Below are 19,693 nucleotides of genomic sequence, written 5' to 3'. Positions count from 1 at the left end.
CGCCCGATCGGTTGGCTCAACTTCGCGGCGCCCGGCCACCGTTGGCGTACACCGCTCGTAAGATCACCGCACTGACGGCGAATCCGGCCTGTGCCCGGCGGTCCGTCCTGGACGCCTCGGGGGTCGACAAGACCGCTCTGGCCCGGCGGTTGGGCCATGATCCGCGCTTCGGCCAGTCACCGTTCGCCATAGCGCGGGAGGAGGCCTTCAAGGCCACCGTGCGCTGGGGCTCGTACGCCGAACTGATCCGGCTGCTGCGGGAGGACCTGGGCGTACCGGTCGGCGAGGCAAAGCTCCAGGACCTCGGTGAGGTCGGAGGGATCACCTCGCTCGAAGTCCGGGAGCGGGAGACCCGTGGTGTCATCGAGCGGATCGCCGCCGGGGACGAGGAGCGGTTGATCCTGCAGAGTCCGGTGCTCACCATGGAGGTGGCCGGCCGACTCGCCTACCTGGAACCCGATGCCCTGACCCACCGGATCGACGGCAGGTTCCATGTCGTCGCGATCAGGTCGTTCCCCGTGATCGACGGCCAAGCCGATCCGACCGCCGTCGCCCAGACCGCTAAGCAGGCCTCCGTGTACGTGCTGGCCCTACGGCGCGCATTCACGGCCGCGGGGCTGGATCCGGAACAGGTCGCCGGTACCTTTCTGCTGGTCTGCCCCAAGGACTTCACCAACCGGCCGTGCCTCAGCAGGATCGACCTGCGCCAGGAGCTCACCGCCCTCGACTTCCAGCTGAACCGGCTGCGGCGCGCTGAGGACCTGGCCCGCGGCCTTCCTGCGACGGCGACCCTTGACATCGACCGGGACCCGGCGGTGCTCCACGAGTCGGTGGAGCAGCTGCCCGCCTCCTACGTCCCCGACTGCCTGTCCTTCTGCGAGATGGCCCACCACTGCCGTGACGAAGCCGACAGCCACGGATACCCCGCCCGGCTGGGCAGCACCGTGCGGAACGCCCTGGCGGGCATCGACTCCACCAACACGGCCCTTGCCTACCTCAACGGCGGTCTGTCGCCCGGCGAGGAGAACGCCGAGACCGTCGAACTGCTCATCACCGCTGACCGGCTGTTCCGGTCGCGTACCGAGGAGACCGCATGAGCATGCTGGCCACGGTCGCGACGCTCCGCGCGACCCAGACCGGCAGGGCCCAGCCCCTCGCCACGGTCCGGCACCACCATCTGGATGACCAGCCGTTCGTCCTGGTGCCACTGACGCTCGCCGGGGAGGCCTGTGCGCCGCTGGCCGCACTCGCGGGCACCGACCCGGACCACCCGACTCTGCTGACCGTCCGTCAGCCCAGGGACCGGGTCCAGCGGTTCCGCTTCGTGGAAGAGCTGGCCGCTCTGCTGCTGCCCTACTTCGAGGGGTGCTTGGCGGAGGTCGAGACCTACACCCTGGGTAGGGGCGAGAAGGCGGAGGAGTGCCAACAGCCCCGTCGCGCACCCCAACTGATCGTCCCCAACGGTGAAGGCATCGCCTACCTCCGCCGGCTCGGCCGACTCACCCGGCTGCGCAGCACCGACGGACCGCACGCCGTTCACCCGGACGTGCCGAAGCTCGGCAAGTGGCTGACATGGTTCGAGGGGCGGGCGGAGTTCCCGGGATCGAGCGCCTTGCTCGCCGTCAGCCGGGTGCTCACCGCGCACTGGGCGACCGGCCAGAGTTCCGCCGAGGACTCCCACCTGGCGGCCGTGGTCGCCTGGATCGATCCGCCCGAAGGCCGTACGGGGGCGGAAGCCGCGCGGGAGACCGAGAACCCGCTGATCTGGCCGCCTGCCGGACCCACCACGGATGCCGGGTTCGACGCGGTCCTCGATGACCTCCTCACCCGTCATGCGGAGGCCGAAGGCCGGGTGCGGGAGCGGTTCGGCGAGCGTATCGACCGCGCCCTGTACGAGCAGCTGCGGCCTACGTGGGACCTGGCCTGGCGGGGCGTCGGTCTAATGCGCACCTTGCCCGAAGGGGGACACGTCGAGGAACGGTGGACCTACGACCGCCGAACGTTCTTCGACTACGCGGCCTATCTGGAGGAGCACGGCCACCCGCAGGGCAAGCGCGACCGCGCGGTGGGCGCGGCCCGGCGGCTGGGCAGGCTGGAGGACGACACGTCCCGCTACCAGACCCAGCGGGCCTATGACGACCCGCTGGTGATGGCGGAGTACGAGCTGAGCGGAGAAGCGTTCAGCGGTACGGTCGTCGCCCGGGACGAGGACCGGTTCGAGCCCGGCCGGAGGACCCCGGTCTGGCGTCCAACGATCACGGTGCGCACCGAGCGCGCGGTGCGGCTCACCGTCGGTACCAAGGTGAAGTCGCCAGGCCGCCTGCGGCAGCCGGCCGAGATCATCGACCTCACCCCGCATGAGGGGGGCCACCTGGTGACCCTCGAACTCTCCGGCGGCTTCGCGAACAAGCGTAGGCCGCCCGCACCAGAGGGCACCCTCGCCGGGATCGGCGAGACGGTGACCTACACGGCACTCGGCGTCGACTCGATTCCGGCGAAACTGCCCGCCGAGGAGAACACCCCGTGGACCCACGGAGGCCCGCCGGTGCCCTACGAACCGACCGACGAGGACGCCGAGGAGGAATGGGCGTGAACGACACCACCACGGCGGCGGCTGCGATCCCCGCTGCCCGCACCCCGGTCGACGGGGTGACGGGCCCCGCGGTCCGGGCCGACCGTGCGGTGGCCGGGATCCTGGCCGACCTCGACCGGCCCACCGGGCGGGGCGTAGTGGTGGACTCCCCTCCGGGCGCCGGCAAGTCCACGCTGGTGAAGCGCGCCACCGGGCACCTGACCGGGGCCGGCCACCAGGTGATGATCGTCGCGCAGACCAACGAGCAGGTCGACGACCTGGTGGACAACATCGCGCGGGAGTATCCGGAGCTTTCGGTGGGCCGACTGCACAAGACCGACTTCCGCCTGCCGTCTCGCGTCACCCGGCACCCCAACGTCTCCGGCGACACCAGAATCGACGGTCTGCGCCACCTGCCGGTCGTGGTCTCGACGGCCGCCAAGTGGAGGCACGTGGACGTGGAGAAGTCCGGGACCTGGCGGTGGGCGATCATCGACGAGGCCTACCAGATGCGCTCGGACGCACTGCTCGCGGCTGCGCCGCTGTTCGACGCGTCTGATTCCCAGGTGCTGTTCGTCGGTGATCCCGGTCAGCTGGACCCGTTCGCGACCGTGGACACCGACCGGTGGCAGGGACTCAGCTGGGATCCGTTGCGCAACGCCGTCGATGTCACGCTCGCCCACGAACCCGCCCTGTCGCGACACCAACTGCCGATTTCCTGGCGACTGCCCGCAATGGCCGCCCCGCTGGTGGCGGAGGCCTTCTATCCGTACTACCCCTTCGAATCGGGCACCACGGCGAGCGACCGCGTGCTGACTTACGGGAGCGTGCCCCATCGGCCGACGTCGCAGGACCCGGTGTTGGCCCAGGCCGCCGACTCCGGGTGGGGCTACCTCGAACTGCCGGGGCGTCACACCCTCGACCACGACCCCCAGATGGCCGAGGCGCTCGCCGCGACCGCCTCCCGGCTACTCGAACGGGGCGCGCTGGTGAACGGGGAGCCGCTGGAACAAGCGCGGATCGCCATCGGCGCCGCGCGGACCATCCAGGTGGACGCGGTGCGGGCCAGGTTGGCGGAACGGGGCCTCACCGAGATCACCGTGGACACCGCCAACCGGCTTCAGGGCAGGGAGTTCGACGTGACCCTGGTCTGGCACCCGCTCTCCGGACGTCCGGACGCCTCTGCCTTCCACATGGAGACCGGCCGGCTGTGCGTCCTACTCTCTCGGCACCGGTTCGCCTGCATCGTGGTGGCACGCGCCGGCATCACCGACCTCCTCGACCGGCATCCTCGGAGCAGTCCGATCCACCTGGACGTCCCGCCCAAGTTCCCGGACGGTTGGCGTGCCCACCAGGTCGTCATGACATACCTGGAGAGTCCAGCACATCGGACCAGGCTGTATTAGGGACCGGTCGAGGTCGAGTGTTGGTGCGTCCGCGTACTGTGGCGTCACCGGGGCAAGGGGAGTGAAGTCGTTGCGCAGGGTGCCGGCGGAGATGTTCCGGTTCACGACGGGGGAGAAGGCCGAGCTCTACGGTGCGATCCTCCAGGCCTTCGGTGCGGCCAACGAGCGGTTGGAGACGGCGCTCGGGCTGGACGAAGTCCGCGCCAGGCTGCGGACGGTCGGTTGGCTCGATGCCGTCCACGACGACGATCTGCAGGACGCGCTGCTCAAGCTCAGGGAGTGGCAGCTGCTGGACGTCGTCCAGAACCACGCGGAGAACTACCGCACCGCCGAGGAGTACGAGCGCCGCAACCTCCAGTACTCGCTGACCAGGCGCGGCGAGGCCGCGTTCGCCGGGGTCGAGCATGCCCTGTCCGTGCTCGCGTCGACGGGGGCGCTCCAGACCGCGGTGCTGGAGGCGATCACGGACCGGCTCGACGAGCTGTACGTCCTGCTGGGCGACGCCACGTCCTCGGACCGTCGGGTCTTCACCACGCTGCAGGAGTTGGAGGGCCACCTGGAAGCGCTGCTGTCCAACACCAAGGCGTTCAACGGCGAGTTGCAGCGTCTGCTGCGTGCCGAGGGCGTGGACCTGGTGACCTTCCGCGAGGTGAAGGCCGCGACGGTGGCCTATCTCCAGGAGTTCCTCGTCAACCTCGACCAGCGAGGCCGGACGGTGGCCACCGCCGTGGAACGGGTCGAGCAGCGCGAAGTGAGCCTGTTGCAAGCGCGGGCACTGCGGGGCGCCGAGCTGCCGCCGGCTGCCGACGGCGATCCCGCGCCGGCGTGGCTGGAGCGGCGCCGGGCACGCTGGGAAGGACTGCTCGCCTGGTTCCGGCCGGCCGACGGGGCGCGGCCCCGGGTGGAGCAGCTTCACGACGTGGCGCGGCGGGCGATCGTGACGCTCCTGCAGGTCCTCGACCGGATCACGGAGTCACGGCGCCGCTCCTCCAGCGCCGTCCAGGACTTCCGCGAACTGGCCCGCTGGTTCGCCGCGGCGCCCGGCGAGGACGACCTGCACCGGCTGTGGTCGGCCGCCTTCGGCCTCGGCCCGGCTCGGCACGCCCATCTCACGCACCCCGATCCGGAGTTGGTGCCATCGTCGGCCACCTGGGCCGAGGCTCCGCCGGTGGAGGTGTCGGCGCTGCTGCGCACCAGCGGTCGCACCGAGCGGTTCACCCGTACCGGGAAGGTGCGCGACATCGGCGGGATCAAGGCGGCCCGGACCGAGCGGGCCCGCAAGGAGCGCGCCGAGCTCGAAGCGGCCTGGGACGTCCTGGGCACCGAAGGGCCGGTGCGGCTCTCCGGCTTCGGCACACTGGACCACACCGTCTTCGAGCGACTGCTCGATCTCCTCGGCCGGGCTCTGGCCGCACGACCGGACGCCGACGGAGCGCGTCGGGCGGTCACCTCTGACGGCCGCGTCGAGATCGTGCTCCGGGCGTTGCCCGACGGCGGGCGAGCCGTTCTGCGGACGCCGCGAGGGACGCTGGAGGGGCCTGACTACGTGCTGGAGATCCGTAGCCCCGCGACGATCGTGGAGGCGGCGGGATGAGCACCCTGGCGAACCAACTGGTCCTGGCCGAACGGCAGGACGTCGCCCGAGGCATCCGGCTCCTGCTCGGCCGTCCGCTGATCACCGAGCGCGGTGACCGGCCGGCCTTCGAGCTGATCCGCCGCCGGCAGGACCCGTTGACGAAGTGGTTCGACTACAACTGCGGCTGGCAGCTGGTGGTGGAGCCGCGCCTGGGGTACGCACGCCTGCTCAAGATCCGTACCGTACCCGACGCCTCGCGCCCCGCCCGCCGACCGCGCTCGGGCAAGGCCCCGTTCGACCGCCGCCGCTACACCCTGCTGTGCGTCGCGGCGGCCGAGCTGCTCCCCGTCCCGGTGACGACGGTCGGCCTGCTCGCCGACCGGGTCGTCCAGGCCTGCGCCACCGACGAGGCGCTGCCCCCCTTCGACACGGCGAGCAAGCCCGAGCGCATGGCCTTCGTGGACGTCCTCAAACTGTTGGAGGGCTACGGCGTGCTCCTCACCGTGGACGGCGTCACGGAGAGCTTCGTCGACTCTGCGAAGGCCAAGGTGCTCTACCGGGTCGATGCCACCGTACTGATGCGCCTGCTCGCCGCGCCGGTCGGGCCGTCCCGGCTGGCGGTGCCGGCTGAGGACGTACCGCTGCGCTTCGAGGAACTCCTGCGGGGCACCGTGCGCGAGAGCCGCTACGGCGGTGCCGAGGCCTCCGACGCGCAGCGCAACCTCCGGCTGCGCCACTCGGTGCTGCGCCGGCTCCTCGACGATCCCGTGCTCCACCACGACGAGCTCACCGCCGACGAACTGACCTACCTCGCCTCGCCGACCGGGCGCCAGATCGTCCGTCGGGCCGCCGAGCAGGGCGGTTTCGTGCTGGAGGAACGGGCAGACGGCCTGCTGTTCGTCGACCCGGAGGGGATCGCCACCGACAGCCGCTTCCCGGACGACTCCGCGACGGCCCGGGTCGCCGCCCTGCTCCTGCTGGACCCGTTGACATCCGCGCCCGATGGGCTGACACCGGAACAGCTCACCGTCGAGGCGAAGGACCTCCTGCGGCGTTTCCCCCAGTGGGCGAAGAGCTACCAGTCGGAGGACGGCGCCGAGCGCCTCGGGGCCGACGCCGTCCGCGTCCTCCGCGACTTCGGCCTGGTCCGCCGGATCGGCGACCGCACCGTTCCGCGGCCCGCGGCGTTCCGCTACCGGACCACCGTCGCCGACGGCCCCGCGACCTGACCAGGGAAGGCTTCCGATGACCACGACACGGCTCCCGCAGCGCTCGGCGTTCCAGACCGCGGACCCGGCGGTGCGGTGGCGGCCAGCCAGGGCGGGCATCCTCAACGTCTGGCGCTACTACGACGAGACCTTCACCTTCCACGAGGGCCGACTGCTGCTGCGGGGGCAGAACGGCACGGGCAAGTCGAAGGCACTGGAGGTGCTCCTGCCGTTTCTGCTCGATGCGAGCCTGCGCCCCAACCGGCTGTCCACCTTCGGCGGCTCCGAGCGCACCATGCACTGGAACCTGATGGGGGAGGGCACCCCGGGCAAGACCCGGGTCGGGTACGTGTGGCTGGAGTTCGTGCGCGACGGCGGAGACGACGACGGCGATCCGGTCCGCTTCACCTGCGGCGCCAGACTTCAGGCCAGCGTGCACACCACCAATGTCACCGCCGACTACTTCACCACCGTCGCGCGGATCGACCGCCCCGGCGGCCTCTCCCTGGTCAACGAAGCGGGCCAGCCGCTCACCCGCTCCGCCCTGGCCGAAGCCCTGCGTGCCCGGGGCGAGGTGCACGGATCCCCCGCCGACTACCGCACCACGGTCCGGAGCACGCTCTTTCCGGGGCTGAGCGAGCAGCGCTACGACGCCCTGATCACCGCACTGCTCCAGCTCCGCACCCCCAAGCTCTCCGAGCGCCTGGATCCCTCGCTCCTGTCCTCCCTCCTCTCCCGGGCCCTGCCCCCGCTCGGCCAGGGAGAGATCGCCGAACTGGCCGAGGGCTTCGAACGCCTCGACCGCCAGCGCGAGCACCTGAAGACGCTCGACGATGAGGTGGCCGCGGCCACCGCCGTCGCGAACCAGCAACGCGGCTACGCCCAGCGCGTCCTGCGCGCCGGGGCGGCGGCGCTCATCTCCGCGACGACCGAGCTGGACAACCTCACCCGCATCGCCCGGGAAAGCCAGCAGGAGCACGACACGGCCCTTCAGCGGCGGGCGGACGGCAGGACGGCGCAGGCGGAACTCGAACACCGACGACAGGAGATCGAAGGCGCCATCGAGGGGCTGCGCGACTCCGAGGCCTACCGGCAGGGGCAGGAACTCGACCAGCTCCGCCGCCGGGCCGACCAGGCCGCCAGGACGGCCGACCGTCTTCGGGCCGCCGCCGCGCGGAAGGCCCGCGCGGCCCACAAGGACGCCGAGCATGCCGACGACGCGCGGCTGCGCTCCGAACAGCGGGCCGAACGCACCCTGGCAGCCAGGGAGGAGTCACGGGGCGCGGCGCGGCGAGCCGCCATGGAGTCCGTCTGCGCCGAGCTGCAGACACTGCTCGACACCACTCCCGGCCCCTCCGGGGACCTGGAGGAGCAGGGGCACCGCGCACGCCGCCTCCTGCGCGCTGCGGTCGCCTCGCGGCACCGCCAGGTCGGTGAGGTCCGCGACGTCGTCGCACGCCATGAGCGGTGCGTCGCCGACCGGACGACGGCGGAGCAGCACCTCGACGCGGCCCGCGAACGGCTGACCGACGTGACGACGCGGCGTGAGGCACACGCCCACGCCTACGAGATCGCCGTCGAGGCCCACGCCGACCTGCTGCGCCGATGGGCGACGGCCGACTGCACCGAGCTGTCCATCGACGACACCGAGGAACTGGCGTCCCGCGCCGCCGTCGAGACCGAGGTCCTCGCGCTGGTCGAGGCCGCCGCCCGGGCAGCGGAGAGTTCCATCACCGCCGACGAGACGACCGTCCGCGCGGGCTGGGACACCGCCCGCGCCCGGCGTGACGGCATCGTCGGGGAACTGGAACGCACCGCGGCCGCGGTCGACCTCCCACCGGTGCCGCCACGGACCCGTACCACCGACCGATCGGTCCTGCCGGGAGCGCCGCTGTGGCGACTGCTGACCTTCCGGCCGCACGTGCCGCCCGCCGACCAGGCGGGCATCGAAGCGGCGCTGGAGGCAGCCGGCCTGCTCGACGCCTGGCTGACCCCCGACGGCGGCCTCGCCGTCGACGGCCACGACACCCTGGCGGACCCGGCGTCGGCCGTGCCCGCACCAGGTCCGTCGCTGCTCGACGTCCTCGCCCCGGAACCCGACTGTCCGGTGCCGCCCGGTCAGGTACAGCGGCTGCTGGCCGGCATCGCCTACGGCCGCACACTTCCGACCGGCCATCCTGCCGCCGTGGCGGCGGACGGGAGCTGGCGGCTGGCGGCGGCGGTCGGCTCCTGGACCAAGACCGAGTCCAGCCACATCGGCGCGGCGGCCAGGGAGCGGGCCAGGCAGCGACGGATCGCCGACCTCACTGCCGAACTGGCCGAGGCCGACACCGCCGTCACCGGCTTCGAGACGCGGCTGCGCACCCTCGCCGACCGCCGGACCCGCCTCGCTGCCGACCTCCGCTCCCGCCCGCACCATCGGGAGGTGGCGCAGGCCAGGCGCGCCTGGGAACGGTCCGAGTCCGAGGTGGGCGCCCGCGAGGACGCCGTCCGCGAGGCCGTTGAACGGCTCGCGCGGCAGGAGGACGCCGTCGCGAACGCGATGAGGGCGCTCGCCGCCGCCTCGGCCGAACACGCCCTGCCGACGGAACGCGCCGCCCTGGACGCGACGGCCGAGGCCGTCGACGCGCTGCGCGAGCGGGCCGACCTCTGGCTCGACGTCCACCTCGGCTGGACGGCCGCCCGGCAGGCCTGGGACACCGCACGCGGCCACGCCGAAGCGTCCCGCGCGGCGGCAGCCGAGAGCCTGGCCGAGGCCGAGGACGCGGAGTCGGCCGCCCGCGGGCTCCGGTCCGCGCTCCGGGCCGTCGAGAGCGCCGTCGGGGAGGACTACCGCCAAGTGGCGGCCCGGATCAGCGACCTCCGCACCGAGCTCGACCGCACCCGCCGTGAGATCGACGCCGGTACGCGGGTACTCCTCGACCTCGAAGGCCGGATCGGCGCACTGGGCACCGCCATGAACCACGATGCGGCCCGGCGCGACGACGCCGTGGCAGCCCGCAACGAAGCAGCGCGGGGCTTTCGGCGCCTGTGTGTCCTCGGATTCCCCGAGGACGCGGGCCTCGACCTCACCCTCACCTCCGCGGACGGCACTCGCGCCACCCTCGAAGCGGCGCGTGAGACGGCTGCCACCTGGCCTAACCTGCCGCACGGCACCCGAAACCTCGGCGACGCGCTGAACCGCCTGTCCGAGGCTGTCCACCGGGCCCGCCAGAGCCTCAGCAGCCGGGCCGACCTCGAACTCGAAGCCGAGGAGGACATCCACGTCCTCACCGCCACCGTCGACGGAATCCGGGTCGGTGCGACCGGCCTCCTGACGATTCTCACCGGTGACCGCGACCGCAGCCAGGATGACATCACCGCCGCCGAACGAGGCCTCTTCGACCGGACCCTCACCGGCGACACCCGCCGCCACCTCGCCTCCCGGATCCGGCAGGCCGGCGAACTCGTCGAGCGGATGAACGGCCACCTCGAACGGGTGCGGACCGCCTCGCGGGTGGCAGTCCGGCTGGTCTGGCAGATCCACCCCGACCTGCCCGCCGGCACCCGGACGGCGCGCGAACTGCTTCTCAAGGACCCGGCGCGGATCACCGAAGCCGACCGCGAGGCCCTGCACGCCTTCTTCCGGGGCCGCATCGAGGAGGCCAAGACCCGCAACACGGCCGCGACCTGGGAGGAGCAGCTCGCCGAGGTCCTCGACTACACGGCCTGGCACCAGTTCGTCGTCAAGCTGGACCGCGCCAACGGCTCCGGATGGCAGCTGCTCACCAAGAAGCTCCACGGCGCGCTCTCGGGCGGCGAGAAGGCCATTGCCCTCCACCTGCCGCTCTTCGCCGCCGTGGCGGCTCACTACGAGGCGGTGCCGGAGTCGCCGCGACTGATCCTGCTCGACGAGGTCTTCGTCGGCGTCGACACCGTCAACCGCGGGCAGGTCTTCGGCCTCCTCGCGGCGCTCGACCTCGACCTGGTGCTCACCTCCGACCACGAGTGGTGCACCTACCGGGAACTCTCCGGGATCGCCGTCCACCAGCTGATCACCGGCAGTGACGGCGATGATGCCGTCACCAGCGCCCGATTCACCTGGACGGGCACCGACCTGCTACCCGACGAGGCCGACGCGGAGGAACCGGCATGACGGACCGCCACCCTCTCGACCTCCCTGAGCTTCGACCTCTGTGGTCGGCCGTGCACGACCGTCTTTCGACCGGCCGCCCTGTCAGCCGGGTTCGATCAGGACCACTCGACGACGCAGGCCGGGAGGCGCTGGCCGACCTTCTCGGACTCGACCGGCTTCCCGATACCGAGCCGACGATTTCCCTCGCCGAACTCAATGGTGCCGTGCTGGACGCCTGTGGCCGGCCCGTACGGGACACCGTGACCGCGATCCTCGGCCCGATCCACGACCGGGCCGCTGAGCGCAGACGCAAGGCAAGCCAACGCGACGCCCTGTGGGACTGGTTGGCCGGTCACGACGTGGTCACTGCCCAGCCCGCTCTCCTGGAATGGGTCGGCCACCTGCGGACCAACGGTCTCGTCGACGGCTCACCTGATCGGGCCCGGGCCCTGCTGAGAGCCACGCTGACCGTCCTCGCCGCACTTCCTGCCGACGGCGAGCCACTACCGGTCCTCGCCGCCCGCCTCCTCGACGGAGACTCGCACGCCCTCGACGACGGGACGCGGCTGTCCAACTTCGTCCTGCGCGCCCTGGCAGCGCTGTACGGCACCGACCTGCCGGACAGCGCCGAGGCCCGGCGAGTGCTCTGGAGCCGGGCCGGCGTGGCCGACGATCAGCTCTCCGCCACCGTGCTCGCCGCCGGTCTGCGCTTCGACGGCGACGGCCCGGTAGCGCGGGTCTCCCGCATCTGCGCCGACTCCGGTCATCCCGTCAGCCTCACCCTCGCCCAACTCCGCACGCCCGGTGACTGCACCGGCCCTGCGGGGCCAGTGCACATCACCGAGAACCCCAGCGTGCTCGCCCTGGCCCTGCGCCGCTTCGGGCATCGCTGCCCGCCACTGGTCTGCACCTCCGGCTGGCCCAACACCGCCGTGATCCACCTGCTGCGTCGACTCGCCGACGACGGCGCCTCCCTGCGTTACCACGGAGACTTCGACGGCGAGGGCATCCGCATCGCGGCCCACGTCCTCGCCAAGACCGGAGCCGTCCCCTGGCGGATGACAGCCGCTGACTATCGCGCTGTCGCGCCCCGGGTTCCCTTGGGCCCCGATCCGGGTCGTCTCACCGCCGCTCCTTGGGACCGGGCGCTCGTCGACTCCATGGCTGAACTGCGCATCACAGTGGTGGAGGAGGTGGTCGCCGACCTGCTCCTCGACGACCTGGCAGATCATCGACACGAATAGAATGACAGCCTGTTCGGCGGACTGAGGGCTACCACCAGCGCTTCGGCCTCGTCCACGTCGGCTTCGAGACCCAGCGCCGCACCCCGAAGGCCTCGTACGCCTGGTGCCTCCCCGGGGAGGCCGGCCGGCTGCGGGCCGCTCTTCCGGCACGGGTTCACCCGCACGCCCCGAGCGCCGGTCCCGGGCTGCATGAGGAACCGGTCGAGGGCCCGGCGGCGGCTTCGCTGGAGCCGGCCGCCGGGCCCTCGGGCTGGGTCAGCTCAGCGTGCGGACCGCGGCGGCGTCGTAGGGGTGGAGGTCGGCGAAGCGGCCCGTGAGGACCTTGGCGGCCCAGTGCGGGTCCTGGAGGAGGGCGCGGCCGACGGCCACCAGGTCGAACTCGTCGCGCTCCAGCCGGTCGAGCAGGTCGTCGATGCCCTGGACCGGCGCACCCTCTCCCGCGAAGGCACGGACGAAGTCGCCGTCGAGGCCGACCGATCCGACGGTGATGGTGGGGCGGCCCGTGAGCTTCTTGCTCCACCCGGCCAGGTTGAGGTCGGAGCCGTCGAACTCGGGGATCCAGTAGCGGCGGGTCGAGGCGTGGAAGGCGTCGACGCCGGCCTCGGCGAGCGGGGTGAGGACCGCCTCCAGTTCCTGAGGGGTCTCGGCCAGGCGGGCGTCGTAGTTCCCCGACTTCCACTGCGAGTAGCGGAAGATCACCGGGAACTCCGGGGAGACGGCCTCGCGTATCGCGGCGACCAGTTCGGCGGCGAACTTCGTCCGGGCGACCGGGCTGCCTCCGTAGGCGTCGGTGCGGCGGTTGGTGCCGGCCCACAGGAACTGGTCGAGCAGGTAGCCGTGGGCGCCGTGCAGTTCGACCCCGTCGAAGCCGATCCGCTCGGCCGCCGCGGCGGCCTCGACGAAGGCGCCGGTGACGGCGTCGAGGTCGGCCCGGGTCATCGCCCGGCCGGTGCCTTCGGTGCCGTCCAGCCGGATGCCGGACGGGCCGATGGCGGGGGCGTCGGCGAACGGCGGGTCGCCCTGCCTGCGCTCCATGCCGATGTGCCACAGCTGCGGCACGATGGTGCCGCCCGCCGCGTGGACGTCCTCGGCGACGCGGGCCCACCCGGCCAGCTGCTCCTCGCCGTGGAAGCGCGGGATGTCGTCGGCCTGGCCGGCGGATTCGTGGCCGACGTACGTTCCCTCGGTGACGATCAGGCCGACGCCCGAGGCGGCGCGGCGGGCGTAGTAGGAGCGCACGTCCTCGCCGGGCACGCCGCCGGGGGAGAACCTGCGCGTCATCGGCGCCATGGCGATGCGGTTGGGCACGGTCAGCCCGTTGATGATGACGGGACGGGAGAGGATCTCGGCCGCGCGGGAGGCTGCGGGCTCGGTGCCGGTCATGGGGGTTCCTCGCGGGAAGCGGTGGTGTGCACCGGAACGGAAGTGGTTGCCCGTACCAACCACCCCGTCGGCCGCCGCATTTCGCCGGCCGGGCGGGGACCGCTGTGATCCAGGCCACGGCGGCGCCGCCGGGGGGCCGGGGGCAGGCGGGTCGGCGGGGCCGAGGAGTGCGCCTCTTCGCGGCCGCTCGTCGGTCGGTGGGCGCACGGGCCTGGCGCGGTGGTCGGCCGGGGGCCACCATGGGCTGTTCTCGGTCAGGACGACGGCCCTCGGATACGGCCCGCTTCCGCGTCCCCACCGCACCGTGCGACCGGCCACGCGGCACCGCGCGGTGCGGTGGGGCGGGCGTGCGCGCCGCACCGGACGGCTGCCTCCGTCCGGCGCACGGCGGCCCGGCGGGGCTCCGGTGGTGTGCGGACGGCCGGTGCCGCAGGGGGGTGGACGGCCGCTGTAGCGCCGAGCGCGCCGGTCCGTTCGCGGTCGGGCGCGCCTTCTCGCCCGGTTGGTTACCCGCAAGTCATGAAAACTTGCTGTAAGCCGTGCAGGATCATTGACTTGATCGGACATCAGCCCATACGGTCTGGCCCTGTCAAAACGGGTGGCCCCCGGCGGAGCGTGTGCCGAGCGGGCGGATCGTGTCATCGCAGGGCTGGTCAGGGTCGGTGTCAATTCTTCGTCGGTGCGCCTTCGGCGTGCCCGGACGCGGTGGTCGACGGGGGGCGGGGTGGGCATGGCAGCGGAGGTCGGACAGGGCGGCGGCGCCAGGTTCACGGTGCTCGGGCTGCTCGCCATCGCGGACCACCGGGAGACCGCGGTGCTCCAGCCCTCCAAGCCGGCCTCGCTGCTGGCGGCACTGCTGACCCGCCCCAACGCCGTCGTCCCGGTGGAGTCGCTCCAGCGGGCGATCTGGGGCGAGGAGATCCCGGCCACGGCCAAGGCGGCACTGCACTCCTGCGTGCTGAGGCTGCGGCGGCTCTTCGCCAAGTACGGCATCTCCGGCAGCACCATCGAGGCGCTGCCGGGCGGTTACCGGATGGGCGTCGATGAGCGCACCCTCGACCTGCTGGAGTTCCGGGGGTTGCTCGACCGGGCCGGCCGAACCACCGATCCCGTCGCCGAACTCGCCCTGCTGCGCGCCGCGTTGGACCTGTGGCAGCCGCCGGTTCTGGGCAATGTGCACTCCGACGTCCTGCACCGCGAGGAGGTGCCGCGGCTGTCGGAGGAGTGGCTGCGGACCGTCGAGCGGGTCTACGACATCGAGCTCGCGCTCGGCCGATGTCGCGAAGTCCTGGCCGAGCTCTGGTCGTTGGCCAGATCGCACCCGGCCCACGAACGGTTCTGGGAACAGCTCATCGAGGCGCTGTACCGCACCGGCCGGCGCGCCGACGCCCTCGCCGAGTACCGGCGGGTCCGCGACCACCTGCACGACGAACTCGGCGTCGATCCGGGACCGTCGCTGCAACGCCTCGAACTAGCCGTGTTGCGCGGCAAGTCACTGACAGCGGAGGACCCCTCCCCATCGGCCGCCGCCGGATCGCCGTCCCGGTCGGCACCGGCACCGGCACCGGCACCGGCACCGGCAGCGGCAGTGGCGGCGGCGTCCGGGCGAGGAGCCGGCACCGCCCGGCCCTCGGCAGCGGGGGCGATCGCCGGATCCGCCACCGGAGAAGTCGTCCTGGCGAGCCTGGTCCAGGCCGGGCTGCTCCAGGAGGGCCCGAACGGCCAGTACCGGGTGCACGAGCTGCTCCGGGCCTTCACCCTCGCGGCGGCCGGCAGTTGGGCCCGCTCCCCGGACGGGCCGGGCCCGGCGCCGCCGGCCGCCGGCACCGATCCGCTCCCATCCGCGCGGCAGCCAGCCGCCCCGTTGCGTACCACTGAGGTGTGAGGGACATGCCCCCGTACGAGGAGATCGCCGACAGCCGTCCACGGATCCGCCGCGACGTGCTCTACACCCGGACCCCCGAGGGGGTGCTGTTCCACAACGCCCACGGCGGCTTCAGCCTCACCGCGAAGGACGCCTACCGCTTCGCCTCGCTGATCGTGCCGCATCTGAACGGGCGCCACACCGTGGCCCGGATCAGCGAGGGATTCGGCGAGCACCACCGCGCCATGCTCACCGAGCTGGTCCGCACCCTGTACGCCCGCGGCTTCGCCCGTGACGCCGGACCCGATCCCGAGGGGCCCTCGCCGCTCGCACCCGAGGTCACCGCCCGGTTCGGCCCGCAGATCGAGTACGTCGACCACTACGTGGGCGGCGCCGAGGAGCGCTTCCACCGGTTCCGGGAGACCAGGGTCGCCGTCCTCGGCGACGGCGAACTCGCCCGGTGGAGCGCGCTCAGCCTGGTGCGCAACGGCTGCGCCACGGTCGGCGTGCTGCCGGCCCCGGCCGAGCCGGCCGGCTTCGCCGAAGTCGAGGCGGAGGCCGCCGAACTCGCCAAGGCCGGCTGCCCGGTGACGGTCACCACCCTGGCGACGGATGCCGCCGCCTCCGGTGGCCCGACGTGGGCGGAGCTGGACGGGTTCGACGTGGTGCTGGTGACCGGCCCGGCCGGAACCCGGCGGATCAGCCGACTGCTGGAGGAGGGCATCCCGCCCGGCCGGCTGCTGCTGCCCGCCTGGACGATCGGCGGCAACGCGGTGATCGGCCCGCTGATGTCCGCCGACCGCGCCGGATGCTGGGTGTGCGCGACGCTGCGCCTCGGCGCGGCCGGACGGCCCGGCGACGCGGCCGAGCTGTGGAGCGGCCTCGCGCCCCTGGCGCCGCTGGCCGCCGACGGCCGGGAGCCGTACGGGCCGCTCGCCGCGATGCTCGGGAACCTGCTCGGCTACGAGGTGTTCCGGCTCGCCACCGGCGCGCTGCCCGCCGAGACCGACGGACGGTTGCTGGTGCAGGACATGGACTCGCTGGACGTCGTCGGTGAGCCGCTGCTGCCGCACCCGCGGTGTCCGCGCTGTACCGACCTCGCCGCGACGGACGGGACCGCGACGGACGCCACCGCGACGGACGGGAGCACGGCGGACGCCACCGCGACGGACGGGAGCACGACGGACCTCACCGCCGACGCCCTCGCCGGGCCCGAGCCCGCGGAACACCAGCCCTCCGAACAGGACGCGTCCGAAGCGGCCCTGGCCGAGCTGGACGCCCGCGCCGTGCTGGTCGGCCCGTACGCCGGGGTGTTCGCCGGCTACGCCGACGACGCCTGGCGGCAGACCCCGCTGAAGCTCGGCACCGTGAGCCTGCACCTGGCTCCCGGCCGGCGACGGGAGATCTCCGCCGCCGACGTGCACCACGTGGCGGGGGCGCGGCTGCGCGCCCTGTACCGGGCCGCCGAGGTCTACGTCGAGCACGTGGTCCCGCCCGCCTCGGCGGGCGGGGGCGGCGCGGAACTCGCCCGGGTGCGCCCGGAGTCGCTGAGCACCGCCAGCGGGGTGCCGCTGGACACCGTCCGCGACTGGAGCCCCGCCACCTCGCTGCTGACGGGCGATCGGGTGCTCGTCCCCACCGCCGCGCTGCGCACCTTCGGACTGTACAACCGGGACCGGGCCTTCGAGGCCACCTCCGCCGGAACCGGCGCCGGCGGCACGCTCGCCGAGGCGGCCGCGCGCGGTCTGCGTACGGCGCTCGGGTACGACGCGCTGTGCCGGGCCTTGCGCGGGCGGCTCGCGCCGGTCGCCGTACCGCTGGAGGCGCTCGACCAGGACGTGCAGCTCACCTTCCTCGCCCGCTCGGCCCGCAACCAGGGCCTGGAGCTGGAGCTGCTGCGGCTCGGTGGCGCCGAGGAGCCGATTCCGGTGGTGCTGGCCAGGGCGGTCGACCCCGGCGCGGACCGGTACCGCTGGGCGCTCGGCAGCGGCCTCGGCCTGCGGGGCGCCGTGCTGGAGGCGGTCCTTGACCTGCTCGGTGCGGTGCAGCTCGACCGCGACCCGGCCCGCGAGGACGGTTCCTACGACGGTGATCCGGCGGGTGAGGACGGTGCCTACGGTGGTGATCCGCTGATCGGCGAACTGGACCCGGCCGTTCTGACGCCCGTCGACAAGGCCGAGGCCATGCTCGGCGACGACCTCGACTGGGCGCGGGTACTGGAGCGGCTCCGTGCCGCAGGCCGGGACGTCCTGACGGCCCCGTGCGGCCCGGCCGACCTGCGGGCCGGCCGGATCGAGGTGGTCAAGGTGCTGCTCACGGACGGGACTTCTCATGCCTGAGGCCGTCCTGAGTCGCCCGCCCGGCACCGGTGCGCCGGCGGGTGTGGCGTACGCCGGGCCTTGGCGCGACTTCTTCGAGGATCTGGCGCGCGCATTGACGGAACGTCAAATCGCTTCGGCCCAACTGGCGATGCTCGGATCCCGCGACGAACTCACGGTGGACGAGGACGGCGCCCGGCCCGGCGTGCGGTGGCCGGTGCCCGTGCGCGTCTACGGCCACCACGCGGTCGTGGGGCCGGACGCCCCACCCGCCGACGGCGGTGCGCCCCGGCCCTGCCCGCGCTGCCTCGCCCGGCGCTGGCAGGCCGTCCGCTCCGGCCCGCTGCGCGACGCGCTCGAACTGGGCGGCGACACCAGGGCGGCGGGCAGCCCGCCGTGGGCGGTGCCGTTCCTCACCGACGCGCTCGCGGCGCTGCTCGCGGCCCGGGCGGTCCTCGCGGAGCGCCGCCCGGCCGGCAGCGGTGACCGCCCCACCGTCCACCTGCTCGACCTGGAGACACTGCACGTCAGCGGCTTCCCACTGCTCGCCGACGCCGAGTGCCCCCGGTGCGGGCGGCCCGTCGAGGACAGTGCCGAGGCCGCCCGGATCGAGCCGGTGAGCCGCCCGAAGCGCTCGCCCGAGGACTTCCGGCTGCGCGCCGTCGAGGAGTACCGGCTGTCGCTGCCCGCGTTCGTCAATCCGGTGGCCGGGATGCTCGGCCCCTCGGTGGTCCCCGATCTGGTCTCCGCCTCCACCTCGTCCACGGTCGGCTGCTTCACCATGCGCTCCGGCGACTACCTGCGGGAGTGCTTCTGGGGCGGCCACACCCCGGCCTACCGGTCCAGCACCGAGGTCGGCCTCCTGGAGGGGCTGGAGCGGTTTGCCGGGATGCGGGCGCGCGGCAAGCGGACCACGGTGGTCGCGGCCTTCGACGACCTCGGGGACCAGGCGCTCGACCCCCGGGTCTGCGGCCTCTACCCGGAGGAGTTCCACCGCGCGAGCGGGGTGCGCCCGTTCTCGCCGAGCCGGCCGATCCCGTGGGTCTGGGGGTGGTCGCTGCGCGACCGGCGCCCGCTGCTGGTGCCGGAGATCCTGGCCTACTACCACGCGCCCGGCGGGGTCGAGAACCGCTTCGTCCAGGAGAGCTCCAACGGCTGCGCCTCCGGCGGCTGCCTGGAGGAGGCGATCTACTTCGGGCTGATGGAGGCGGTCGAGCGGGACGCCTTCCTGCTCGCCTGGTACGGCCGGCTCGCCCTGCCCGAACTGGACGGCAGGAGCAGCACCAGGCCGCAGACCAGGGCGATGGTGGACCGGTTGGAGATGTACGGCTACCGGGCCCGGTTCTTCGACACCCGGATCACCTTCCCGATCCCGGTGGTGACCGCCGTCGCCGAGCGGATCGACGGCGGGCCGGGCCGGCTCTGCTTCGGGGCGGGCGCGAGCCTGGACCCGGAGGCGGCGCTCTGGGCCGGCCTGTGCGAGATCGCCACCGACGCCGTCAACCTGCGCAGCCGCACGGCCCGGGAGGAGCGCAGACTGCGGGCGATGGCCGAGGACTTCGACCGGGTGCGGGTGCTGCACGACCACCCGCTGCTGTACGGGCTGCCCGAGATGGCGCCCTACGCCGACTTCCTGCTGAAGGCCGACGTCCCGCCGGGGGCGGAGCGCGAACCGGCCCCGCCGGGACGGCTCGCCGAGGGGTCGCTCGCTCCCGGCGACGACCTCCGGGAGGACCTGCGGCGCTGCGTGGACGCGGTGGCGGCGGCCGGCTTCGACGTCGTCGTGGTCGACCAGACCATGCCCGAGCAGCGCGCCTCGGGCCTGCACACCGCCTCGGTGCTGGTCCCCGGGCTGCTGCCGATCGACTTCGGCTGGCGGCGCCAACGGGCGCTGACCATGCCCCGGTTGCGGACCGCGCCGCGCGAGGCCGGACTGCGCGAGCACGACCTGCGGGCCGAGGATCTCAACCCCGCCCCGCACCCCTTCCCCTGAGCCCCGCCCTGCCCG

11 protein-coding genes are annotated in these 19,693 nt (G+C 73.2%); 10 read left to right on the top strand and 1 reads right to left on the bottom strand.

Features of this window, described 5'->3' with window-relative positions:
* The first annotated feature begins 41 nt into the window (after positions 1–41).
* The 7 genes from ACZ55U_RS21650 (at position 42) to ACZ55U_RS21620 (ending at position 12,120) form a co-directional block, all read left to right on the top strand.
* Positions 42–1,097 carry a hypothetical protein gene (locus ACZ55U_RS21650; protein WP_465527900.1) on the top strand — a complete coding sequence of 352 codons (1,056 nt, stop codon included), beginning with the start codon at positions 42–44 and terminating at the stop codon, positions 1,095–1,097.
* Positions 1,094–2,593 (top strand): hypothetical protein, encoded by a 1,500-nt coding sequence (locus tag ACZ55U_RS21645; RefSeq protein ID WP_465527898.1) that lies wholly within the window; start codon positions 1,094–1,096, stop codon positions 2,591–2,593. The genes ACZ55U_RS21650 and ACZ55U_RS21645 overlap by 4 nt, the downstream gene beginning before the upstream one ends.
* A 26-nt stretch (positions 2,594–2,619) precedes the next feature.
* Positions 2,620–3,978, top strand: coding sequence for an AAA family ATPase (locus ACZ55U_RS21640; RefSeq protein ID WP_465528019.1), 1,359 nt, complete (start codon positions 2,620–2,622; stop codon positions 3,976–3,978).
* Between the two features lie 91 nt (positions 3,979–4,069).
* Positions 4,070–5,572 carry a TIGR02677 family protein gene (locus ACZ55U_RS21635; protein ID WP_465527896.1) on the top strand — a complete coding sequence of 501 codons (1,503 nt, stop codon included), beginning with the start codon at positions 4,070–4,072 and terminating at the stop codon, positions 5,570–5,572.
* Positions 5,569–6,783, top strand: a complete 1,215-nt coding sequence (locus tag ACZ55U_RS21630; RefSeq protein WP_465527894.1) for a TIGR02678 family protein — start codon at positions 5,569–5,571, stop codon at positions 6,781–6,783. The genes ACZ55U_RS21635 and ACZ55U_RS21630 overlap by 4 nt, the downstream gene beginning before the upstream one ends.
* A gap of 16 nt (positions 6,784–6,799) precedes the next feature.
* Positions 6,800–10,897, top strand: coding sequence for a TIGR02680 family protein (locus ACZ55U_RS21625; protein ID WP_465527892.1), 4,098 nt, complete (start codon positions 6,800–6,802; stop codon positions 10,895–10,897).
* Positions 10,894–12,120 carry a TIGR02679 family protein gene (locus ACZ55U_RS21620; protein WP_465527890.1) on the top strand — a complete coding sequence of 409 codons (1,227 nt, stop codon included), beginning with the start codon at positions 10,894–10,896 and terminating at the stop codon, positions 12,118–12,120. Before ACZ55U_RS21625 ends, ACZ55U_RS21620 begins: the two co-directional genes overlap by 4 nt.
* Before the next feature lie 255 nt (positions 12,121–12,375).
* Here ACZ55U_RS21620 and ACZ55U_RS21615 read toward each other — a convergent pair whose 3' ends face one another.
* Positions 12,376–13,503 carry an NADH:flavin oxidoreductase gene (locus tag ACZ55U_RS21615; protein ID WP_465527888.1) on the bottom strand — a complete coding sequence of 376 codons (1,128 nt, stop codon included), beginning with the start codon at positions 13,501–13,503 and terminating at the stop codon, positions 12,376–12,378.
* 730 nt (positions 13,504–14,233) lie between these two features.
* On the opposite strand from ACZ55U_RS21615, the gene ACZ55U_RS21610 reads away from it, so the two are divergent.
* From ACZ55U_RS21610 to ACZ55U_RS21600, 3 genes are read left to right on the top strand one after another with little or no spacing between them, the layout of a single operon-like run.
* Positions 14,234–15,388, top strand: coding sequence for an AfsR/SARP family transcriptional regulator (locus tag ACZ55U_RS21610; protein ID WP_465527886.1), 1,155 nt, complete (start codon positions 14,234–14,236; stop codon positions 15,386–15,388).
* A 5-nt stretch (positions 15,389–15,393) separates the two neighbouring features.
* Entirely contained in the window at positions 15,394–17,706 is a 2,313-nt protein-coding gene (locus ACZ55U_RS21605; RefSeq protein WP_465527884.1) for a TOMM precursor leader peptide-binding protein, read from the top strand.
* Positions 17,699–19,678 carry a TOMM precursor leader peptide-binding protein gene (locus ACZ55U_RS21600; RefSeq protein WP_465527882.1) on the top strand — a complete coding sequence of 660 codons (1,980 nt, stop codon included), beginning with the start codon at positions 17,699–17,701 and terminating at the stop codon, positions 19,676–19,678. Before ACZ55U_RS21605 ends, ACZ55U_RS21600 begins: the two co-directional genes overlap by 8 nt.
* Positions 19,679–19,693 lie beyond the last annotated feature (15 nt).

It is taken from the genome of Kitasatospora sp. NPDC034533 (assembly GCF_055575155.1).
Note: the sequence above shows the minus strand (reverse complement) of the source record. Positions and strands in the feature narration are given on the sequence as shown.

What these genes read in the sequence shown, in the direction of transcription:
- ACZ55U_RS21645 (WP_465527898.1), top strand. Translation starts at nt 1,094, where the DNA reads ATGAGCATGCTGGCCACGGTCGCGACGCTCCGCGCGACCCAGACCGGC.
- ACZ55U_RS21635 (WP_465527896.1), top strand. Translation starts at nt 4,070, where the DNA reads ATGTTCCGGTTCACGACGGGGGAGAAGGCCGAGCTCTACGGTGCGATC.
- ACZ55U_RS21630 (WP_465527894.1), top strand. Translation starts at nt 5,569, where the DNA reads ATGAGCACCCTGGCGAACCAACTGGTCCTGGCCGAACGGCAGGACGTC.
- ACZ55U_RS21625 (WP_465527892.1), top strand. Translation starts at nt 6,800, where the DNA reads ATGACCACGACACGGCTCCCGCAGCGCTCGGCGTTCCAGACCGCGGAC.
- ACZ55U_RS21620 (WP_465527890.1), top strand. Translation starts at nt 10,894, where the DNA reads ATGACGGACCGCCACCCTCTCGACCTCCCTGAGCTTCGACCTCTGTGG.
- ACZ55U_RS21615 (WP_465527888.1), bottom strand. Translation starts at nt 13,503, where the DNA reads ATGACCGGCACCGAGCCCGCAGCCTCCCGCGCGGCCGAGATCCTCTCC.
- ACZ55U_RS21610 (WP_465527886.1), top strand. Translation starts at nt 14,234, where the DNA reads ATGGCAGCGGAGGTCGGACAGGGCGGCGGCGCCAGGTTCACGGTGCTC.
- ACZ55U_RS21605 (WP_465527884.1), top strand. Translation starts at nt 15,394, where the DNA reads ATGCCCCCGTACGAGGAGATCGCCGACAGCCGTCCACGGATCCGCCGC.
- ACZ55U_RS21600 (WP_465527882.1), top strand. Translation starts at nt 17,699, where the DNA reads ATGCCTGAGGCCGTCCTGAGTCGCCCGCCCGGCACCGGTGCGCCGGCG.